The sequence below is a fragment of the Nocardia aobensis NBRC 100429 genome (genome assembly GCF_000308375.1).
Classification (GTDB): Bacteria; Actinomycetota; Actinomycetes; order Mycobacteriales; family Mycobacteriaceae; genus Nocardia; species Nocardia aobensis.
In genome coordinates this window covers 15,390-33,453 of sequence record NZ_BAFQ01000284.1, presented here as the reverse complement: position 1 = coordinate 33,453, position 18,064 = coordinate 15,390, and the positions used below count along the sequence as shown (strand labels likewise).

The window sequence follows — 18,064 nt, the reverse complement described above, 5'->3', positions numbered from 1 at the left end:
GGCGATCGGCGGCCGGAGTGGCCATGGCCGCGTGGTAGCGCAGCAGGCCCTGGGCGGTGCGCGCCTGGGCGACCGCCCGGTCGTAGCCGATCGGATCGGCCGGTCGCAGACCGGGACCCGCGCGGTGCAGCGCGCCGGCGAGGTCGTCGGCGACGACGCGCAGAGCACGGGCACGGTCGGAATTGCCGACCGAGGCGGCCGGATCGAACATGGCCGCCTCGTTCGTCCACTCGGTATCGGCACTGAGCAGGGCGTCGAGGTCACGTGCCGACTCCGGCCGCAGCGCCGCGGGCAGATAGCCGGCGACCGCCGAGAGCGGGTCGCGCGGACTCGGCGCGGCGGAGATCTCCACCGGCGCGTCGAAACCGTAGCAGCGCAATCGGTCTCGCGGTGACTGCCCGGCGTTGTAGGCCCGCAGCCATTCGACGAGTTCGCGGTTGCCCGGGACCGCGCCGAAGCCGTGGCTGAACCCGGTGGCGAGGACCTCGTCGATATCCGCGGTGGCGCCGTGGATGTAGTCGTCGACGCGGGTGGCGGCGAAGAGATCGATCTCCAGCGCGATCGACCGGAATCCCCGCTCCACGAGGTGGGCCAGAATGTCGTTGCGCAGCAACGGGAATGCCGCGATTCCGTGCGTCGGCTCGCCGAGCCCGAGCAGCGCCGGAGGTTCGGGACGCGCGGCGAGCAGTTCGTCGAGCGTGCGGCCCAGGCTGGCCGGGTCGTCGAGTGGGCGGCCGATGGCACGCAGGGCGGTGGCAGTGGACATGGATACCCCTTTCCGGCATCGAATACCTTCGACACTATCGTTGAAGGTTCGAGTGAAGCTTCTGCGGAAATGAGCTGGTAGAACACCGGTCGAAGTCTCAAACGGAGGTAAATCCTGCGACCCGTCGATCTCGCCCGCGAACACGGATTGTCCCCGCAGGCGATCCGCAATTACGACGATGCGGGCATCCTGCCGCCGACCGAGCGCACCGAGACCGGTTACCGCCGCTACACCCCGCGGCACGCGCTGGCGCTGCGCGCCTTTCTCGCCCTTCGCGCCGGGCACGGGCATCGGCAGGCCGCGGAGATCATGCGCGCGATCCATCGCGACGACCTCGAATCCGCCTACCGGCTCATCGACGCCGCACATGTCGCGCTACTGACCGAACGCGGGACTCGCACCGAAGTCGCGACGGCCCTGAGCGGCCTGTCCGCCGCGCCCCCACCGGTTCCCGGGCCGCCGATGACCGTGGGCGAACTCGCGCGCCGGATCGGGGTACATCCGGCGACCCTGCGCACCTGGGAAACCCACGGCATCCTGCGCCCCGACCGGGACCCCGCGACGGGCTACCGCCGGTACGGCCCGGACTGCGTGCGTGACGCCGAGATCGCCAGGCAATTGCGCCGCGGGGGCTACCTGCTGCCGCAGGTCGCGCAGTTTCTGGAGTCGTTGCGAGAGGCGGGCGGCGCGGCGGCGCTCAGGGTATTTCTCGAGGCGTGGCAGCAGCGTCTGATCACCCGTAGTCGCCATCTGCTGACCGGCGCCGCCCGGCTCGACGAGTACCTGAGGCTGGTGGACCCGGCCCGGTAGCCGGTCCGGATGTCGCGCGGACTCGTAATGGGTTGTGGCGGTTGGCCGATGGGTATGTCAGGGACATCATCACACCGAAGGAGGCAGCGTGAAACGATGGATCGTGCGGACGTTGGCGATGGCCGGTGCGGCAGCGCCGTTGGCGTTCGGCGGCGTGGCCGGCGCCGACACTCCCGGGCCGGTGTACTTCTCCGCCGGGACTTTGAACTGCTCGATCGCCGACGACGGCAGCGTGGGATGCGACCTCGCCACGCCGACGTGGATGTCCATCCAGCTCGGCACCAACGTTTCGGTGCCGGTTCCCTTCCCGGTTCGCGAGGTCGTCATCGACGTGCCGTGGGCGCCCGCGCATCCGGGGTTCGATGCCGGGACTCCGCACACCCTGCCCGGCGGCAACCCCGATATCTCGACGTACGGCCAGAGCGCCGGGTCCGGGCCGACCGCCGGCCCCGCGGTCTCACACGCCGGATCGACGTGCGCGGTCGGCTTTCACGGCAGCTTCTCCTGTGATGCGAAGGGCCACCACTTCTTCTATTACGAGGCGATCACCGGCAGCTGATCCAGCCGGCGGAAACCCTGTCGCGCGATTCGCCCGTGCTTCGATCGATGGATCCGGACGAATTGCGCGACAGGCTTTTCCGGGACTGTCACGTACCGTTCAATTCGGGCAGTTCGCTGGCCCAGCGCGCATACGTGTGTTCGGGCGTGACCGTGACGACGTCGGTGATCGCGAGCAGGTCGGCGGGGATCACCCGGTCGGCGAAGTGGTCGAGGCTCGGAACGACGACGGCCTCGGCATCGAGTCGCACCACCGCGTCGATCAGCTGCTGGATCGGATCGCAGGTGCGGTTGCTCAACGCCACGGTCTTGCATAGGTTGTAACCCAAACGCCCTGCCAGCCAGCGTATTTGGGACTCGTCCCAATGCTGGTGCCGTCGCGACACATCTCTGCGTAGATATCCGAGGGCAAGGAAGGTCATATCGGTCCATCCTCGAGTCGACTGCACGCGGGCGAACTCGTAGGCCAGGGAGCTTCTCTCTCAGCATCTTTCTGGCAAACTCAAGCTTAACGGTGTTTTTCGTGCCGTGACAACCAGCGGCCGCGGGACCGGCAGGCGGGTGTCCGGTCGAGTTTGCTGAGGGGGACACCGATTTGCGCAGGTAGCGGCCATTTTTCAGCGGCCGGCGCACTGCGCCGAAGATCAACGGGGACAGGCGTTCAGGGCACTTTCATCGCCGCCGCATGCCCTCTGCTCGGCACGGCGGTGGCGCGAGTGGAAAGCGGACATCAGGCAGCCCTGTCCGACTTCCGGCTACTCGGCGAAAAAGTGTGCGACATCGGTCTTTTCGGGTGCGGTGACCGAGAGCACGGCCCATGGCCGGAAACGCGCGTGGCTCCAGCACCACACTGTGCTGGAGCCACGCGAAGGCCGACGATGTCGGCCGGTCTCGGTCAGTCCCGGTCGAATGCCGGTTCCGAGGTGTCCGGTTCGGCGGCCTCGCTGCCGGCGGGCAGGTCGTAGCCCAGCCGCACGTCGTGTTCGACCGCGCCGCCGGCCACCTCGACCCGGGCCTCGCGCGGCGGGTAACCGCGGACCACGACGGTGTGGGTGCCCTCGGTCAGGTCGGTCACGCTGTAGCGGCCCTCGCCGTCGGTGCGGGCCGTACCGAGGACCGCGCCGGTCTCGTCGAGAACCGTGACCAGCGCGTCGGGGACCGCCCGATCGCCGGCCCGGACCGAGCCGGTGAGCACGGCCAGCGGGACCAGCTCCACATCGTGGTGCAGCACGCCGCTGTCGGGCACGGTCAGGGTCATGGCTGTCGGGCGCAGATGCGCGGCCACCGCGACCAGCGTGTAGGTACCGCCGACGACACCCGAGCACAGGTATCCGCCGTCGGCATCGGTGACCGCCGCGCCGACGACCTGGCCGCGCAGATCGGTGAGGGTGACGGTGGCATCGGGCACCGCCCGGCCCGCCGCGCGGACGAAGCCGGACAGTTCACCCGAACCGTGCAACGTGACGTCGAGGCGCTGCGGCCGCCCGTCGACCGCGACGGTGACCGCGGTCGGCTGCTGTGCGCGCGCCGACACTATCAGCACATAGCTGCCGGGAGCCGGCGGATCGATCACATACCCGCCCCGCGGGTCGCCGGTGGCACGCGAGACCTGATGTCCCTGCTGGTCGATCAGCGTCAGCGCCACACCGTCGAGTGGATGGCCGTCGGTGCGCAGCACATGTCCGCTGATCGAGCGCTCCGACCGGGCGGGCGGTGCCGCGGCGGGCATCACCGCGGTGGCCGCGAGGGCGTGGCGACCGGCGGGAACGGGATGTCCGTTGGTGGCCGGCCGCCCTGTCTCGGCCTCGGCGTCCGCGTCGGTGACCAGGCCGGCGTCGGCCGCTTCGGCCAGTTCCTGCGCCTCGTGCTCGACGTAGTCGCCGCGGGCGAACCAGGAGGCGATCGAACCGAGCAGCATCATCACCGCGGCGGCGAGGAACACCACCACCAGACCCGAATGGAACGGATCGGAGATCAGGTGCGGGAAGAACTCCTGGCCGGTCAGTACATCGGAATGCACGCCCGGCTGGTCCAGGGTGCCGCTCGGGCCGAGCAACTCCTTGAACGGGTTGTAGCCGAGGAAGGTCGCGAACAGGCTGCCGACCGGCGGCATATCCGCGATCTGTCCCGCGACATCTGCCGGGACGCCCTGGCCCTTCAGCCCGGAATTCATCGCACCGGGCAGCGTGCCGGACAGGCCGACGATCATCAGCGAGAAGAAGATGCCGATCGACAGTGCCATACCGCCGTTCATCAGCGTCGCGCGCATACCGGAGGCGACGCCGCGCTGCGAGGCCGGGACCGCGGACATGACCTCGGCGGTGTTCGGCGAGGTGAAGATGCCCATGCCGAGGCCGTTGAGCAGGATGATCAGCGCGAACAGCCAGTAGTTGAAGTTCACCGGGATCACGATCAGCAGGACGAAGGTGATCGCGGCGAGCAGCAGGCCGCCGGTGGCGAACAACCGTCCGCCGAAGCGGTCGCTCAGATAACCGGACAGCGGGCCCGAGACCAGGAAGCCGATGGTCAGCGGCAGCATGTAGATACCGGCCCACAGCGGTGTCGATTCGAAGTCGAAGCCGTGCAGCGGCAGCCAGATGCCCTGCAGCCAGATGATCAGCATGAACTGCAGGCCGCCGCGGCTGATGGAGGCCATGAGGCTCGCGAAACTGCCCAGCGCGAAGGTCCGGTTGCGGAACAGGCTCAGGTGGAACATCGGCTGCTTCGACTTCGCCTCGATGACGCAGAACAGCACGAGCAGCACGATGCCGCCGATGACGCCGGTCAGCACCCAGGGGTTGCCCCAGCCGGTCTTGGAGTCGCCGTAGGGCTGGATGCCGTAGGTGATACCGGCCAGCAGCGCCGTGAGGCCGAGGGCGAAGGTGACGGTGCCGGGGAGGTCGAGCGATCCGGGCTGGCGGGCGCCGTTGTCGTGCAGCGACTTGTAGGACCAGATGGTGCCGAGGATGCCGAACGGCACGCTGACCCAGAAGATGGCCTTCCAGTCCCATTCGGCGAGCAGCCCGCCGATCAGCAGACCCAGGAACGAACCCGCGACCGCCGCGACCTGGTTGATACCCAGCGCCATACCGCGCTGCCTGGCGGGGAAGGCGTCGGTGAGGATGGCCGTCGAATTGGCCATCAGCATGGCGCCGCCGATACCTTGCGCCACGCGCCAGGCGATCAGCCATATCGCGCCGCCGCCGAGATCGAACGGATCGAACGACAGCGCTATCGCGCAGACGGTGAATATGACGAAGCCGAGGTTGTAGATGCGGACGCGGCCGAACATGTCGCCGAGGCGACCGAACATCACCACCAGCACCGCGGAGGTGAGCATGAAGCCCATCAGCATCCACAGCAGGTAGCTGACGTTGGCGGGTTCGAGCGGGTTGAGGTGGATCCCGCGGAAGATCGCCGGCAGGGAGATGATCACGATCGACGAGTTGATCGTGACCATCAACATGCCGAGGGTCGTGTTCGACAGTGCCACCCACTTGTAGTGCGGGTGGTCGTGATCTACCCGGAGCCGGCGGCCGATGGTCTGGATGTCGGAGGCATCCAGCTCCTCGGCGGGTTGGGCGGAAGCCAAGTTCTCTCCCTCATCGACAGGAAAACGGAATGGGTCTCCAAATAATATAGTTGCGATGGCTAACTAATTGAAGAGGAGTATGTCACGTCCGAATTGTCCGGACTTCAGGTTTGATTCGGCGGACATCTATTCACGGTGCGATGCGACCGGCACCATCGAACGGGGGACACGTCTGCGGGAACTTCCGGCAACCGCTGAGCAGCGGGTAGCGTATCGCCGCGCAACACTGCTCTCGGATCGCCCCTTTGTGTGTCGTTGACCCGATGGTTCACCTTTTCGAAAGGAATTGCATGCCAAAGGATTTGACGCAGTTGCAGTTGCTCACCGAACTCGAGCCGGTCGTCGCGAATCAACTGGACCGGCATCTGGCCACCGCCAAGGAATGGCACCCGCACGATTACGTGCCCTGGGACGAAGGCCGCAATTTCGCGGCACTCGGTGGCGTCGATTGGGATCCCGAACAGTCCCGGCTGTCGGAAGTGGCGAAGGTCGCCATGATCACCAATCTGCTCACCGAGGACAATCTGCCCTCCTATCACCGGACCATCAGCGAACATTTCTCCCGCGACGGCGCCTGGGGGACCTGGGTCGGGCGGTGGACCGCCGAGGAGAACCGCCACGCCATCGCCATGCGCGATTATCTGGTGGTCACCCGCGGGGTCGATCCGGTGGCGCTGGAGCAGGACCGGATGGTGCACATGACGCGCGGGGTGCACGCGCCCGATCACTTCCACGGCATGCTCGACCAGGTCGCCTACGTGACGTTTCAGGAGTTGGCCACCCGTATCAGCCACCGCGCCACCGGCCGGGTGTGCAACGACCCGATCGCCGACACCATGCTCGCGCGAATCGCGGCCGACGAGAACCTGCACATGATCTTCTACCGGTCGCTCGCGGCGGCGGCGTTCGATCTGGCGCCGGATCAGGCGATGGAATCGGTCACCAAGATCGCGAAGACGTTCGCGATGCCCGGAAACGGAATGCCGAACTGGCGGCGCAACGGTGTGCTGATGGTCAAGCACGGCATCTACGATCTGCGCCAGCATCTCGACGAGGTGCTGACTCCGGTGCTGCGGCACTGGAATGTCTTCGGCCGCACCGATTTCACCGAGCGGGGCGAGCGCGCCCGCCAGGAGCTCGCCGAGTATCTCGACAAGCTCGGGCGCGACGTCGTGCGCTTCGAGGAGCAGCGGGCGCGCATCCTGGCTCGCGAAGCCGCCAAAGCCGAGGCCCTGCACCCCGCCCGGGTATGACCGGGCAGGGGAGATCAGCGGGCCATGGGTTTGCCGTGGCCCGGAATCAGCAGCCGCGGCCGTCGTGCGATCAGCGATTGCGCGGTGGTGTGGGTCTGTGCCTCGTCGTGGTTGAACACCTCGGGTAGTGCTTGGAGTCCGGTGTCGGGCAGCAATGGATGACCGGTGACCAGTGCGTCGCCGCTGAAGAGGATGCCCTCGTCGGGCATGAGATAGGCGGTGTGGCCGGTGGTGTGCCCCGGCGTGGGGACGGCCACGATACCGCCGGGCAGCCGGCGCAGGGTGTTCTCGTCGCCGGTGGTGGCGGTGGGGACGCTCATGCGGACGTGGCCGCCCAGCGCGCGCAGCGTCTGGAACACCCACCGCGGTCCCCCGGGAGTGCGGAGCTGGCGGGCCATATCGGCGGGAGTGATCTGCTGCAGATACTCCCGGCGGGCGTGCGCGGCCTCGTCCGCTCCCGTGTAGACCGGCACACCGGTGCGTTCGACCAGGGTCGGGATGGCGCCGATGTGGTCGAGATGGGCGTGGGTGAGCAGAATCGCCACCAGGTCGGCCGGTTCGTGGCCGATCTGGCGCAGGGAATCGAGCACCGCGCCGGTATCGCGCGGATAGCCGGCATCGACGAGGACCACGCCGGAGTCGCCGGTGATCAGCGACCAGTTGACGTTCGTTCCGGCCACCACGTACACCGAATCGGCGACCTGCTCGATGACGCTCATGCGACGGCCCCCGCACGCTCGAGCCGATCCCATGACGCGGGAGCGATTCCACTGTGGCGGGGCGCGACCCGGCCGAGGGCGGACCGGTGCGGCCGATCGCCGAGGTTGAAGTGGTTCTGCACACCGGCGATCGTGGTGGGGGTGGCCGCCTCGCGCAACTCGCACCGCACTCGGCTCGGTGTTCCGTCGCGACGGACCGGCCGGTGGCGCGTCGGCGCACCCGGCGTGCGGCTCAGCACGCGGCGCGGGTGGGGATCGAAAGTGGTTGTCCGGGAGCCACTTCGGCGGGACCGCTGGAAGTCTGCAGGGTGATCGGGTCGCCCGAGGTCAGGGTCACCGTGGTGGTCGCCGGTGCGATGTGGACGGTCAGGCGGGTGTCACCGACCGCGAGTTCGCGCACGGTCAGGCCGGCGGGGAAGCCGCTGGGCAGCATCGGATCGATGGCCGGGCCACTGTCGGTCCAACGCCATCCGAGGGGCGCGTAGAGCAGTCCCTGCAGGAATCCCGCGGCGCCGGTGACGAAGATCCACGCCGACTGTCCCTGCGCGTTGGCCCCCGACCGGTCCCCGCGTGCCTCGGCCTGGAATTCGTACGGTTCGCGGGCGTAGGGCTGCACGGATCGGTCCAGATAATCCTGGGTGCGGCAGGGGTCGTAGCGGGCGCTGAGGATCGCGCCGACGCTGTTGCTCATATTCGGGCCGTCCGGATCGGTGCGGTCGAAGTAGTACCGCATGGTAGCGGCCGGTGAGTAGCCGGGCGCCGCGTAGGTGAACGGATAGCTGAGCAGCACCGTGTCGGCCTGTTTGATCGGGGCGCCGGTGTAGCCGAGATATTCGGCGGGCACCCCGGGCGCGATATCGGGCGGCATCGCCATATGCGCGCCGATATCGGCCCAGCGCGGGTCGACGGGAAGTCCGGACAGTCCGGCCGCTCGGGCGGCGATATCCATCGTGTTGCGCACGCCGCCGTTGGTGAGGGCATTGTCGATAGAGAAGGCGACGTACTCGTCGGATCCGGCGGCCGGGGCGAAATGGTAGGCGCCGTCGGGCAGTTTCGGCCCGATCCGCGCGGTCAGATAGTCGGCGATCGCGGTGATCACCGGGGCGCCACGAGTACGCAGCCAGTCGCGATCGCCGGTGGCCAGGTAGTACTGCCATTGGGCCAGGGCGATCTCGTTGTGCAGATGTTCCTCGGTGAGGCCACAGCCGATCGGGGACGCGCAGCGCTGAGCGGGCCCGTCGTTCCAGGGGTAGAGCGCGCCGGGCAGGCCGTAGCCGCGGGCGTTGGCCCGCGCGGCGGGCAGTGCGGCGGCGCGGAAGTCGACCACGGTGCGCGCCAGATCCGGGTACAGCGCCAGCAGGGTCGGGAAGATCCAGGTCTCGGCGTCCCAGAACGTCATGCCGCCGTAGTCGTCGGACGACAGACCCGCCGGTTGCACCGACCAGCGCTCGCCCGCGCGGACGCTGGCCAGGACGGAATACAGTGCGGCGCGGATCCATCGGGTGTAGTCGGTGCGGCCCGGGATCTCGAGGGTGGGCTGCCACAGCCGGTCCCACTGTGCGGCGTGGGCGGAATGTGCGGCCTCGAAGCCCTGGGCGCGACCCGCTTCGGCCGCGGCGGCGGCCGCGGCCAGGGGATCGGGCCCATAGTCGGAGGAGGAGATGCCGGTGTAGGCGGTGAAGGTGTAGCTGTCGTTCCCGGTGGCGGGCAGAACGTATCGGATGCCGTCGGCGCCGGGCAGTGCGGTGCCGGCGGCCTGCGGCGGGGAGTCGACGGACGACACCACGAACGCGGTGTCGGCGGTCCCGTCCGCGCGGACTCCCGCCACCGTGCGTCCGCTGCTCGGATCGGCGGTCGCCGTCACCGAAACGACCCGGCGCGCCGCCGCGCCGTCGATCCGGTCGACGACCGCGACCTCACCGGCGCGATCGGGTATGACGGTCAGTTTCTGCACCGCGAGGTCCGGCCGGTCGCGGGAGACGAAGGTGTCGTAGCGAAGCCGCAGCCGGTGTTGCGGGTCCGGTGCCCAGTCGGCCCGGGTGGTGACCGTCGCGGTGCGGTAGTCCAGCGTCTGCCGGTACTCGTGCACCGTCGCCGGATCCACGTCCGCGTCGTATCGGTGCCCGCCGATCTCGACGGTGAGTCCCGACCACGCGGGCAGCGCGGCGATCACCTGGGTGTACTGCGGTGAGGGCTCGGCCTGCGCGTAGAAACCCGCCAGATACGTTCCGGTATAACGGGATTGCTGCAGTGGGAACGAGGTGCGCACCGCATCGCCGTAGTCGTGGTATCCACCACCGCTGGGCGGCAGTACCGTCCCGATCCGGCCGTTACCCAGATAGGGCGCGGCGTGGAAATCACCGGGTGCGAACGATTCCGACGTCGCGGACCACAGCTCGTCCGCCGGGGCCGCGGTCACCATCGGCGGCGGTGCGGCCACCACACCGAGGACGACGATCACTACCGGCCACAGGCGCCGACGCCGCGCAGCGGGCGTCCTTCGGATCGGGCTCACCCCGACGATCGTCGGAACCTGCCGCCGCGCGGTCAACCCGACACGCTCGGTGCCGCGATATCGGGACGCGAATATCGCCCGGGCGCCTCAGTTCTCGGAGAAGTCGATCCCGTTTGCGGAGAAGTCGATCTGGGCGGCCGCGTTGCCGACCGCGGTCACCATGCCGGTGCCGATCGGCCCGCGCGAATCGAAAAGGGTTGCGGTGCCGACGGATACACCGTTGCCGGTGAGGTGGGTCGCGGCTTGCAGCCCGATCCGGTCACCGACGGGCAAGCGGTCGAGTGCCACGGTGAGATCGGCGTTGATGTATCCGATGCCCTGCGATCCCCAGTTGGTCACCAGGCTGGTGGACTCGGCGGCGACCACGGCCTCCACGAACGCGCTGCGTTCCTCGCCCTCGACCGCGCCCAGCGGGACCGCCCACAGGCTCTTGCGGCCGGAGTTCTGATGGTCGCCCATCGACGTCGACCAGTCGTTGTCGCTGCGGTACCACCAGTCCACCCCGGCGTCGGTGGGCGGGTCGAACGGATGCTCGGAATGCCACTCCTCGCCCGGAGGGGCGTCGGTGGCGCGCAGCTGGACGAGCCGCGCCTCGGCGACCTCGACCTCACCCTGGCGGACCGTGGCCGAGGCGATGTGGATCCGCCGACCGGCGCGGATCACCTCGGTGTGCACCTCGAGCGGCTGTCCCTTCGCCGCCTTGAACAGATCGATGGTGAACCGAGCCGGGACGAAACCGGGCAGCCCGTGTTCCCGTTCGAGGGTGCGCGCGGCGGCCGCGCAGACGGCGGGGCCGCTGAGCATGTCCGCACCCCAGCGGCCGTACGCCCACTTGCGGGGCAGGTACCGACCGTCGTCGTCGACGGTGAACATGGCAGGCATATCGGTCATCAGCCCATAGTGTCCTATCGCTCCCGGCGGCCCGCCGCCGACTCACTTGGTGGGCAGGGCGTTCTGCAACCCGCCGACGTCGGTGATCTTCCAGTCCGAGTTGCGGTCGATGGTGAGCGAGTAGGTCACGGTGGTGCGGCCGCCGTCGGGTGTCTGCGCGCTGGTCGAGGTCACGTCCAGATAGGCGTTCACCTTGTAGATGCCGTCGGATTCGGAGGTCACCGCGGCGGACAGCGGCGTCGCCTTCGAGGTCCACTGCAATGGCAGCAGGATCTGCTCGAGTTGCGGTGCGGTCGCGTCGAATTTGGCCGCCAGTTGGGTGGTGGTGCCGGCCTTCAACCGCTCGATCCAGCTCTTCACATCGTGGTAGTCGATGGTCGAGGCGCCGACGGCGTACTTCGACGCGATATCCGCGGCGTGCCGGTCGTCGGCGGCGGCGGTATCGCGATCGGCCAGCGTGGAGCGTGCCGAGAAGTACAGGCACCCGAACGCGATGCTCACCGCCAGCAGGGCGACGATCACCGCGGTGGTCAGTACGGTGGAGAGCCGGACGGCGATCGTCAGCGCGGCTCGTCGCTCACCGGTGGGTGCGGAAGCCGGTGTGGCGCCGGTGTTTTCGTCCTTGTCCGCCTTCGCCGCGGCCGGGGTGTCCTTCTCGTCTACTGCTGTGCTCATCGGTTGGTTCCTTCTGCCGGTCGGGCTGGGTGGTATTCGGCTATTTGACGGCGATCCGGAAATGCAGCGTCCCGTCGGGATCGACGCCCTGCAGTGCCTGGCTGATCAACGCGCTGACGTCGATGTGGGGCGAGGAGTGGACGGCCTCGGTGAGTACCGGCTGCAGGGCGGGGCCCAGTGGTGCGACCGCCGGTCCGATCTTGTTCAGCAGGTCGGTCAGTTGCCCGAGGAAAGGGACCAGTCCGTCGCCGGTGTAGTAGTTGTCCACGGGTTGTTTGTTCGACAGCACGGACCCGCCCTCGACGATCTCGATCAGCATGGTGCCGAACCGGCCGAGTTGCGGTCCCGCGGTCTCCAGCGAGGGGCCCAGCCAGTCCATATTCCCGCCGACGGCCTGCATATCGGCGAACAGCTGCCGGATGGCGTCGGTGCGGCTCAGCAGGGTGGCCGCCAGCAGATCGGATGAATGCTGCAGGGTGCGCATCGCCTGATCGGTACCCGTCAGCGCGGTGTCGAAGGTGTCGACCAGCCGCGCCACCGTCTCCGGGTGGATCTGCTCGAGCAGTGCCACCGCCCGGGTCGACAACGCCGTGATGGTCATCGGCAGATGCACCCGCTCGGTCGAGATCGTCTGCCCGTCACGCAGATACGGCCCATCCGGGCTCGTCGAGGCGAATTCGATGTACGGTTCGCCGAGCGCCGACAGCTGTTCGATGTGGATGTCGCTGGTGGCCGGGATGTGGTACTCCTCGTCGATCCGCAGCCGGACGAGCACGCCGGAGGCTTGTTTGCGCACCGTCTCCGCCTTGCCGACCGCGACCCCGTCGAACAGCACCGGCGAATTCGGCCCCAGCCCACCGGATTCGGTGAGCCGGAGATCGGCGGTGAGGTAGGACTTGCGCGGATCGAGGTGCAGCACACCCACCGTCATGTAGACGATGCCGAAGACGAGGACGGCGGCGATCGCCGTGAGCGAGACGATCGATCGAATTCTCATCGCACCGCTCCGATCATCCGCAGCGTGTCGACGATGCGGGTGGTCTGCTCCTCGGGGGGCATGCCGGGGGCCGGAGACGGCGATATCGTGACGCCGACCAGGTCGACCTTCGGGCCGCGCGCGGCGAACGGAATGATCCGGGACTGCAGCAGATTCGTCAGTCTCGCCATATTCGACGGGGAGCCGGTGTCGAGCGGCGCACTGCCGAACAGCATCGGCACCACCGCACGGGCCGCGGCCGTGGTCGAATCCAGCACCGGCCCCAGCCAGGTCGTCGACGGCGCGAACGGGCCGAGGGCGGTGAGGACGAAGACGACGCCGATCTCGGCGCGGATCACGTCGGTGGTGTGCTGCACCCCGTCCGGGGTGAGCAGGGGATCCCACGTCGAGGTGTGATTCAGCAGCCCCTCGTCGACTGTGGCCTGGATGCCGCTCACCAGCTGGTGAATCGAATCAGTGTGTGCGGCAAGGTCGTTCAGGTCCGCACCGAGCACGTCGGAGATCCGCGCGGTCACCGCCGCATCCGCGGGCATGATCCCGTTCACGGTGTGCACGATGTTCTGGATGTCGTGTACCGCGCCGCTGCCGACGAAGGTGGCCAGCTGCGCGAGGATGTCCTCGATGGGCAGTTGCGGGCGCGTGTCGGAGATCGGGATCGTCGCGTCCGGGCCGATCTCGCCGGCGGTGGGGTGGGCCGGTTCGGTGAGCGCGATGTGGACGTCGCCGAGCGGTGTGGCCTGGCGCAGCTGGGCGGTGGTGCCGACCGGTAGCCGGACCGAGGTGCGGATGGCGACATCGGCGATCACATAACCCTTACGCGCGGCAGCCGTGCCGGTGGCCGGTGCCGGGTCGACGACGGTGATGTGGGTGAGCTGCCCGATCCGCACCCCGTTCGCGATGACCTTGGCGCCCTGCGGGAGATTGAGGACATCGGCGAACTGGATGCGCAGACGGTAGGTCGGTCCGCCGACGCCGGTGCCCGGCACCGGGATGTCGGCCGGCTGGAAACCGCAGGCCGTGGCCGACGCGGCGAGGGTGGCGGCGACCAGCGCGCAGGCGCAGATCCGGCGCAGGTTCACGGTGCGTCGTGTCATTTCGCGCTCACCGCCGACAGGAGTACCGGCAGGGCCGGCACGGTCACCACGCCGTTGCCGGCGGTCCCGCACTGCTGTCCCGCGACCGCTCGTAGCGCCGCGCAGATCTGGTCGGTCTGCTGTTGGGGCAGCGCCAGTTTCGGCGGTGCGTACCCGATGGTGAATTCGCCGCTGACCGGATCGACCGCATCGGTGAAGCCGGTGGCGAGGGCCGGCGTCATGCGGATGATCTCGGCGAGTGAGCCGACTCCCGAGGCGATGAGTCCAGACAAGCCGGGGACGTTGTTCAGCGCGCGCAGTGCGGGGGAGCCGAGCTTCATGACCACCTCGTTGAGTTCCGGTAGGAGCCCGGCGAGCGCGGTCACCAGATCGGCCACGGGCGGGAAGGCGAGGGTGTTGATATCGGAGAACGTCTCGGTCAGCCGCGGCACGATGTTCTCCAGTTCCGGCCATCCGTTGCGGGCGCGATGGGCCAGTGCGGCCAGATCGTCCATGAGCTGACCGAGATGTCCGATCGCCGCGTCGGGGGAGGCGAGCGCCCGGCTCAGTTGCTCGATGAGCGCGTTGAGCTGCTGTCCGGTACCGGATGTCGCCCGGTCGAGGGCGTCGAGACCGTCACCGACGGCGGTGCGCTGTGCGGGATCCGCGGACGAGTTCAACTGATCGGAGAGTTTCGCCAGGGCGTCGAAGGTTTCCGACATGCTCTTGGGCGTGAGGGTTTTGGTGATGCATCGGCCCGGATCCCAACCGGCTCCGGCGGGTTCGGCGCCGATGAGTGCCAGATTGCGATCGGCCAGGATGGTGTGGCTGACCGTCACCGCGCCGACGTCCGGCGGGAGTGTGCGGTCGGCGCGCACCGTGAACCGCACCTTGGCCGCACCGTTGTCGGGTTCGATGGCGGTGACCTTGCCGACCTGAACGCCCATGACGGTGACGGCACTGTCGGTGTAGAGGCCGATGCTGTCGGGCATTTCCGCGCAGTAGCTGCGCGTCGCCGGTTCGGATCTGGTCATCTTCACACCGAAACCCGCGGCCAGCACGAGGACCAGCACGACCGCCGCCGACATCAGGCCGCGCGACCCGAGCATCTTCGTCAGCATCAGCATCCCCCTCCGGGAACCGGAACGCAGATACCGGTGACCGTGGCGGCGGACTGGTCGACGCTCACTCCGCCGCCCGGCTGGACCAGCGGCGTCAGGCGCTGCTCGAAGGTGTGCAGGGAATCGAGCAGGGCGCCCATGCGATCGCCGAGTTCCCGCAGCTTCGGAATCGCGTCGACGAGCGGCTGCGCCTGATCGCGCAGCGAGTCGTCCCAGATCCGGCCGAGCGGGACCAGCTTCTGCACCAGCTGGGCCAGGCCGTGCAGCGCCCAGCTGAGCTGTTCCCGGTTGTCGGCGACGACGTTCTCGAGGATGCCGAAGGTCCGCATCAGGGTGACGAGGGTGTCGGAATTCTTGTTCAGCGCCGTCAGATATTCGTCGGTCAGCGCCAGCGTGTGCGAAACGTCCGCGTTCTGCCGATCCATCACGGCGACGATGTCGGCGACCGCGCGGCCGGCGTGCCGGAGCGCGTCCGGACTCTTGTCGATCGCACCGGACAGCGCGGCGAGGTCCCGGCGGAGGGCGTCGCCGTCGGTCCGCTGCACGGGCTCGACCGCGTCCTGGAACGCCTGGGTGAGGTTGTAGGGCAGAATGACGCGCTGAGCGGGAATGACGATGTGGCCCAACGGGTTCGATCCCGCCGGCTGTACGGCCAGATAGTAGCCGCCGACGAGGGTCAGCATCCGCACCGCCAGGGTGGTCTGATCGCCGATGGCGACGCCGTCCTTCACGGTGAACGTCATCCGCACCCGGTCGGGCAGGAGCCGCAGCGCTGTCACCTTGCCGACCGGAATTCCCGCGATCCGGACGTCGTCGCCCGTGCGTATCGAACCGGCCTCCGCGATATCCGCGGAATACGTACGCTCCGGGGTGGTTCCGACGATGTCGATGACGCCGATGGCGGCCACCAGCACGAGGACGGCGACAATTCCGCCCATGCCCCAGCGTAATTGGGTGCCGCGCTCGTCGCGGCCGGTGAATATCGCGCGGCGGGCGGTACGCACCGCGATGGCGATCGACGAGGGTGTGATTACCGGTGACATAGCGTGATCCTCTGTCCGGCGATCAGGACGGCCAGCGGTGCGGGCGCCGCCGCGATGCCGTGCGAGCAGGTCATATTCGCGTCGGGCCCGGTCGGGGGCACGGTCGTCGCCAGGGTCTGGATCAATCCGGGGAGCCGTCCCAGCACGTCGGCGGCCTGGCTCGGGTTCGGAAGGACCCGATGCAGCAGCGCGTCCAGGTCGCGATTCTTCTCGCCGGTGACGCCCAGGACATCCAGCAGGTCCAGCAGCGGGCGCAGCATCGGCGGAATTTCCATCGCGAATTGCACCAGTCCGGGCAATTTGTCGGTGATGGTGACGAACAGTTCGGTCAGATTCGTCATCAACTGCATGGCGTTTCCGGACTTTCCGGCCATATGCGCGGAAACCTGGGCGAAATTGTTCACCAGAATCGACAGCACCTGTGCGCGGTCCGACGCGTACCGGCTCAGCGTGTCGATGGCGTCGAGCGCCGGCCCGATGCCGTTGCCGTCGCCCTGAACGACGGCCAGCATACTGCTCGCGAACCGATTCAGATCGTCGGGTGACAGCTGCGCCAGCACCGGCTGCAAGCCGTTGAACAAGGTGGTGATGTCGAAGGCCGGAATCGTATGCGCCGTATCGAAGGCCGACGCCGAGGTGCGGCGGGGGCCCAGTTGATCCGGCTGCCGGATCTCCAGGTACCGGAAGCCGGTGAGGTTCTGATACCGCACCGCCACAAGGGTTTCGGTGTAGAGCGGATGGCCCTGTGTCACCGTAAAGCGCACGCGCGCCAGGGCCCCGTCCAGTTCGACGCTGCGCACCTTCCCGACCTGCACCCCGTAGAGCCGGACGTCGTCGCCGGTCCGTAGTCCGTTCGCATCGGTGAACATCGCGGTATAGGTGTCGGTGTCACCGTCGACCGGCCGCTCGATCAGCCGGAACACCCCGGCCAGCACGACGGCCATGGCCAGGACGGACAGGGCGACGCGAATCCACAACGCACGTGTCGACACTCAGTGGCCTCCTGCGCCGGGCCGGTGGGACAGCAGCGCCGCCAGCGGCGCCGCCAAACCCGGAACGGTGGTGAGGTCGACGCGCGCGTTCAGCACCGGCCCCGCTGGTGAGTCGTGGAAGCCGGCGCCGAGCCGGTCGAGCAGCTCACGCAATTCGCCCTCCGATCGCTGTGGGTCCGAAACCGAACCGGCGACCTGGTCGAGCATCGTGACGGCGATCGGCAGCAGGCCCCCGACATTGCGCTGCGCGGTGTAGAGGGTTTCCGTTGCCACCGGGAGCATCTCGTTCTGAACGCGGTTGAACATCTCCGAGAAGCGATCGACGTTCTCCTTCGTCGCGAGCTGCTGGTTCGTCAGATCCGCGTGCAACAGTTCGGCCGCGCCGGCGAGCAGTGCCGGCACGCCGTGCAGCGCCGAGCCGAACTGGCCGAACACCAGTGACGGCGGCAGTTGCTGGGTTTCGGTGAACGAGCGCGCGGTCGTGCCGATCGCCTGCAGCAGCGGGGTGAAGGCGCCGATGTCGTGCGAGGTCGTGCGCAGCACCTCGGTGAGTTGCGGGGTCAGCACGTCGTCGGTGAGCCGGCCCGTGGATTCCAGCAGCGCGGCGAGGGTGGCATCGCGCACCCGGTCCGCGTCGCGATCGCTCAGGTCCACGATCGAGCCGTCCCGCAGCTGGGCGCCGCCGCTGATCGGATTCAGTTGCAGCGCAGTGATTCCGAAGAGATTGCCGGGCGCATAGTCGACGGTCAGTGTGTCGGTCAGGCCGAACAGTTGCGACCGGCGCAGAGCCAGTTCGACGCGCTGGCGGCCGGCTCCGGCCATGGCGACGGCGGTGACCGATCCGACCCGGACACCGTCGAGCCGGACATCGGTTCCGGGGCCGACACCCTCGCCGACCTGTGCGGTGACGAGGTCGACGCGGATATCGTCGGCCGGTCGGCTGTCTGGCAGCAGCCGCCAGCCGACGACTATCACCGCGGCGAGGGCGACCGCCCCGATGCCGAGGATCCGGGCGCGGCGGGGCCCGACCTCGGTGCCGGGCAGGGCATAAGGAGGCAT

The 18,064-nt window shown here is 68.4% G+C and carries 16 protein-coding genes and 1 pseudogene; 3 read left to right on the top strand and 14 right to left on the bottom strand.

Annotated features, from left to right (window positions below; genetic code table 11):
- On the bottom strand, positions 1 to 766 hold a 766-nt coding region (locus RJ03_RS30305), incomplete at its 3' end, for an erythromycin esterase family protein (RefSeq protein WP_036509072.1).
- A 114-nt stretch (positions 767 to 880) separates the two neighbouring features.
- On the opposite strand from RJ03_RS30305, the gene RJ03_RS30300 reads away from it, so the two are divergent.
- Both RJ03_RS30300 and RJ03_RS30295 read left to right on the top strand, forming a co-directional pair.
- Positions 881 to 1,576: a MerR family transcriptional regulator gene (locus RJ03_RS30300; protein WP_036509070.1), complete on the top strand. Its 696-nt coding sequence runs from the start codon at positions 881 to 883 to the stop codon at positions 1,574 to 1,576.
- Positions 1,577 to 1,664: 88 nt separating this feature from the next.
- On the top strand, positions 1,665 to 2,135 hold the full coding sequence (locus tag RJ03_RS30295) for a hypothetical protein (RefSeq protein ID WP_232329326.1): 471 nt from the start codon (positions 1,665 to 1,667) through the stop codon (positions 2,133 to 2,135).
- A gap of 88 nt (positions 2,136 to 2,223) precedes the next feature.
- On the opposite strand, the gene RJ03_RS30290 is transcribed toward RJ03_RS30295, so the two are convergent.
- The 3 genes and pseudogenes from RJ03_RS30290 to RJ03_RS38655 all read right to left on the bottom strand — a co-directional run.
- Entirely contained in the window at positions 2,224 to 2,556 is a 333-nt protein-coding gene (locus RJ03_RS30290) for a hypothetical protein (RefSeq protein ID WP_036509068.1), read from the bottom strand.
- Between the two features lie 473 nt (positions 2,557 to 3,029).
- The gene (locus RJ03_RS38660) at positions 3,030 to 3,863 is read right to left on the bottom strand and encodes an MSCRAMM family protein (RefSeq protein ID WP_245552433.1); all 834 of its coding nucleotides are present in this window, start codon (positions 3,861 to 3,863) and stop codon (positions 3,030 to 3,032) included.
- Between the two features lie 144 nt (positions 3,864 to 4,007).
- Positions 4,008 to 5,726, bottom strand: a pseudogene (locus RJ03_RS38655) (MFS transporter); the annotation flags it as partial.
- 290 nt (positions 5,727 to 6,016) lie between these two features.
- Here RJ03_RS38655 and RJ03_RS30280 point away from each other — a divergent pair.
- Positions 6,017 to 6,979 carry an acyl-ACP desaturase gene (locus RJ03_RS30280; RefSeq protein ID WP_036509066.1) on the top strand — a complete coding sequence of 321 codons (963 nt, stop codon included), beginning with the start codon at positions 6,017 to 6,019 and terminating at the stop codon, positions 6,977 to 6,979.
- 14 nt (positions 6,980 to 6,993) lie between these two features.
- Here the strand turns inward: RJ03_RS30280 and RJ03_RS30275 are convergent, their stop codons facing one another.
- From RJ03_RS30275 to RJ03_RS30225, 10 genes are all read right to left on the bottom strand, one after another.
- A complete protein-coding gene (locus tag RJ03_RS30275; RefSeq protein ID WP_036509064.1) occupies positions 6,994 to 7,698 on the bottom strand; it encodes an MBL fold metallo-hydrolase in 705 nt (234 codons plus the stop codon).
- 232 nt (positions 7,699 to 7,930) lie between these two features.
- Positions 7,931 to 10,213 (bottom strand): glycosyl hydrolase family 65 domain-containing protein, encoded by a 2,283-nt coding sequence (locus tag RJ03_RS30265; RefSeq protein ID WP_157163538.1) that lies wholly within the window; start codon positions 10,211 to 10,213, stop codon positions 7,931 to 7,933.
- Between the two features lie 87 nt (positions 10,214 to 10,300).
- Positions 10,301 to 11,104 carry an acyl-CoA thioesterase domain-containing protein gene (locus tag RJ03_RS30260; protein ID WP_036509058.1) on the bottom strand — a complete coding sequence of 268 codons (804 nt, stop codon included), beginning with the start codon at positions 11,102 to 11,104 and terminating at the stop codon, positions 10,301 to 10,303.
- 42 nt (positions 11,105 to 11,146) lie between these two features.
- Complete coding sequence (locus RJ03_RS30255) at positions 11,147 to 11,779, bottom strand: hypothetical protein (protein WP_036509055.1); 633 nt, start codon at positions 11,777 to 11,779, stop codon at positions 11,147 to 11,149.
- A gap of 40 nt (positions 11,780 to 11,819) precedes the next feature.
- Entirely contained in the window at positions 11,820 to 12,776 is a 957-nt protein-coding gene (locus RJ03_RS30250) for an MlaD family protein (RefSeq protein WP_036509053.1), read from the bottom strand.
- Entirely contained in the window at positions 12,773 to 13,870 is a 1,098-nt protein-coding gene (locus RJ03_RS30245; RefSeq protein ID WP_036509051.1) for an MlaD family protein, read from the bottom strand. The genes RJ03_RS30250 and RJ03_RS30245 overlap by 4 nt, the downstream gene beginning before the upstream one ends.
- Entirely contained in the window at positions 13,867 to 14,976 is a 1,110-nt protein-coding gene (locus tag RJ03_RS30240; protein WP_051025439.1) for an MlaD family protein, read from the bottom strand. The genes RJ03_RS30245 and RJ03_RS30240 overlap by 4 nt, the downstream gene beginning before the upstream one ends.
- The gene (locus RJ03_RS30235; RefSeq protein ID WP_083871438.1) at positions 14,970 to 16,013 is read right to left on the bottom strand and encodes an MlaD family protein; all 1,044 of its coding nucleotides are present in this window, start codon (positions 16,011 to 16,013) and stop codon (positions 14,970 to 14,972) included. Before RJ03_RS30235 ends, RJ03_RS30240 begins: the two co-directional genes overlap by 7 nt.
- Complete coding sequence (locus RJ03_RS30230; RefSeq protein WP_036509048.1) at positions 16,001 to 17,005, bottom strand: MlaD family protein; 1,005 nt, start codon at positions 17,003 to 17,005, stop codon at positions 16,001 to 16,003. The genes RJ03_RS30235 and RJ03_RS30230 overlap by 13 nt, the downstream gene beginning before the upstream one ends.
- Positions 17,006 to 18,064, bottom strand: a complete 1,059-nt coding sequence (locus RJ03_RS30225; RefSeq protein ID WP_051025438.1) for an MlaD family protein — start codon at positions 18,062 to 18,064, stop codon at positions 17,006 to 17,008.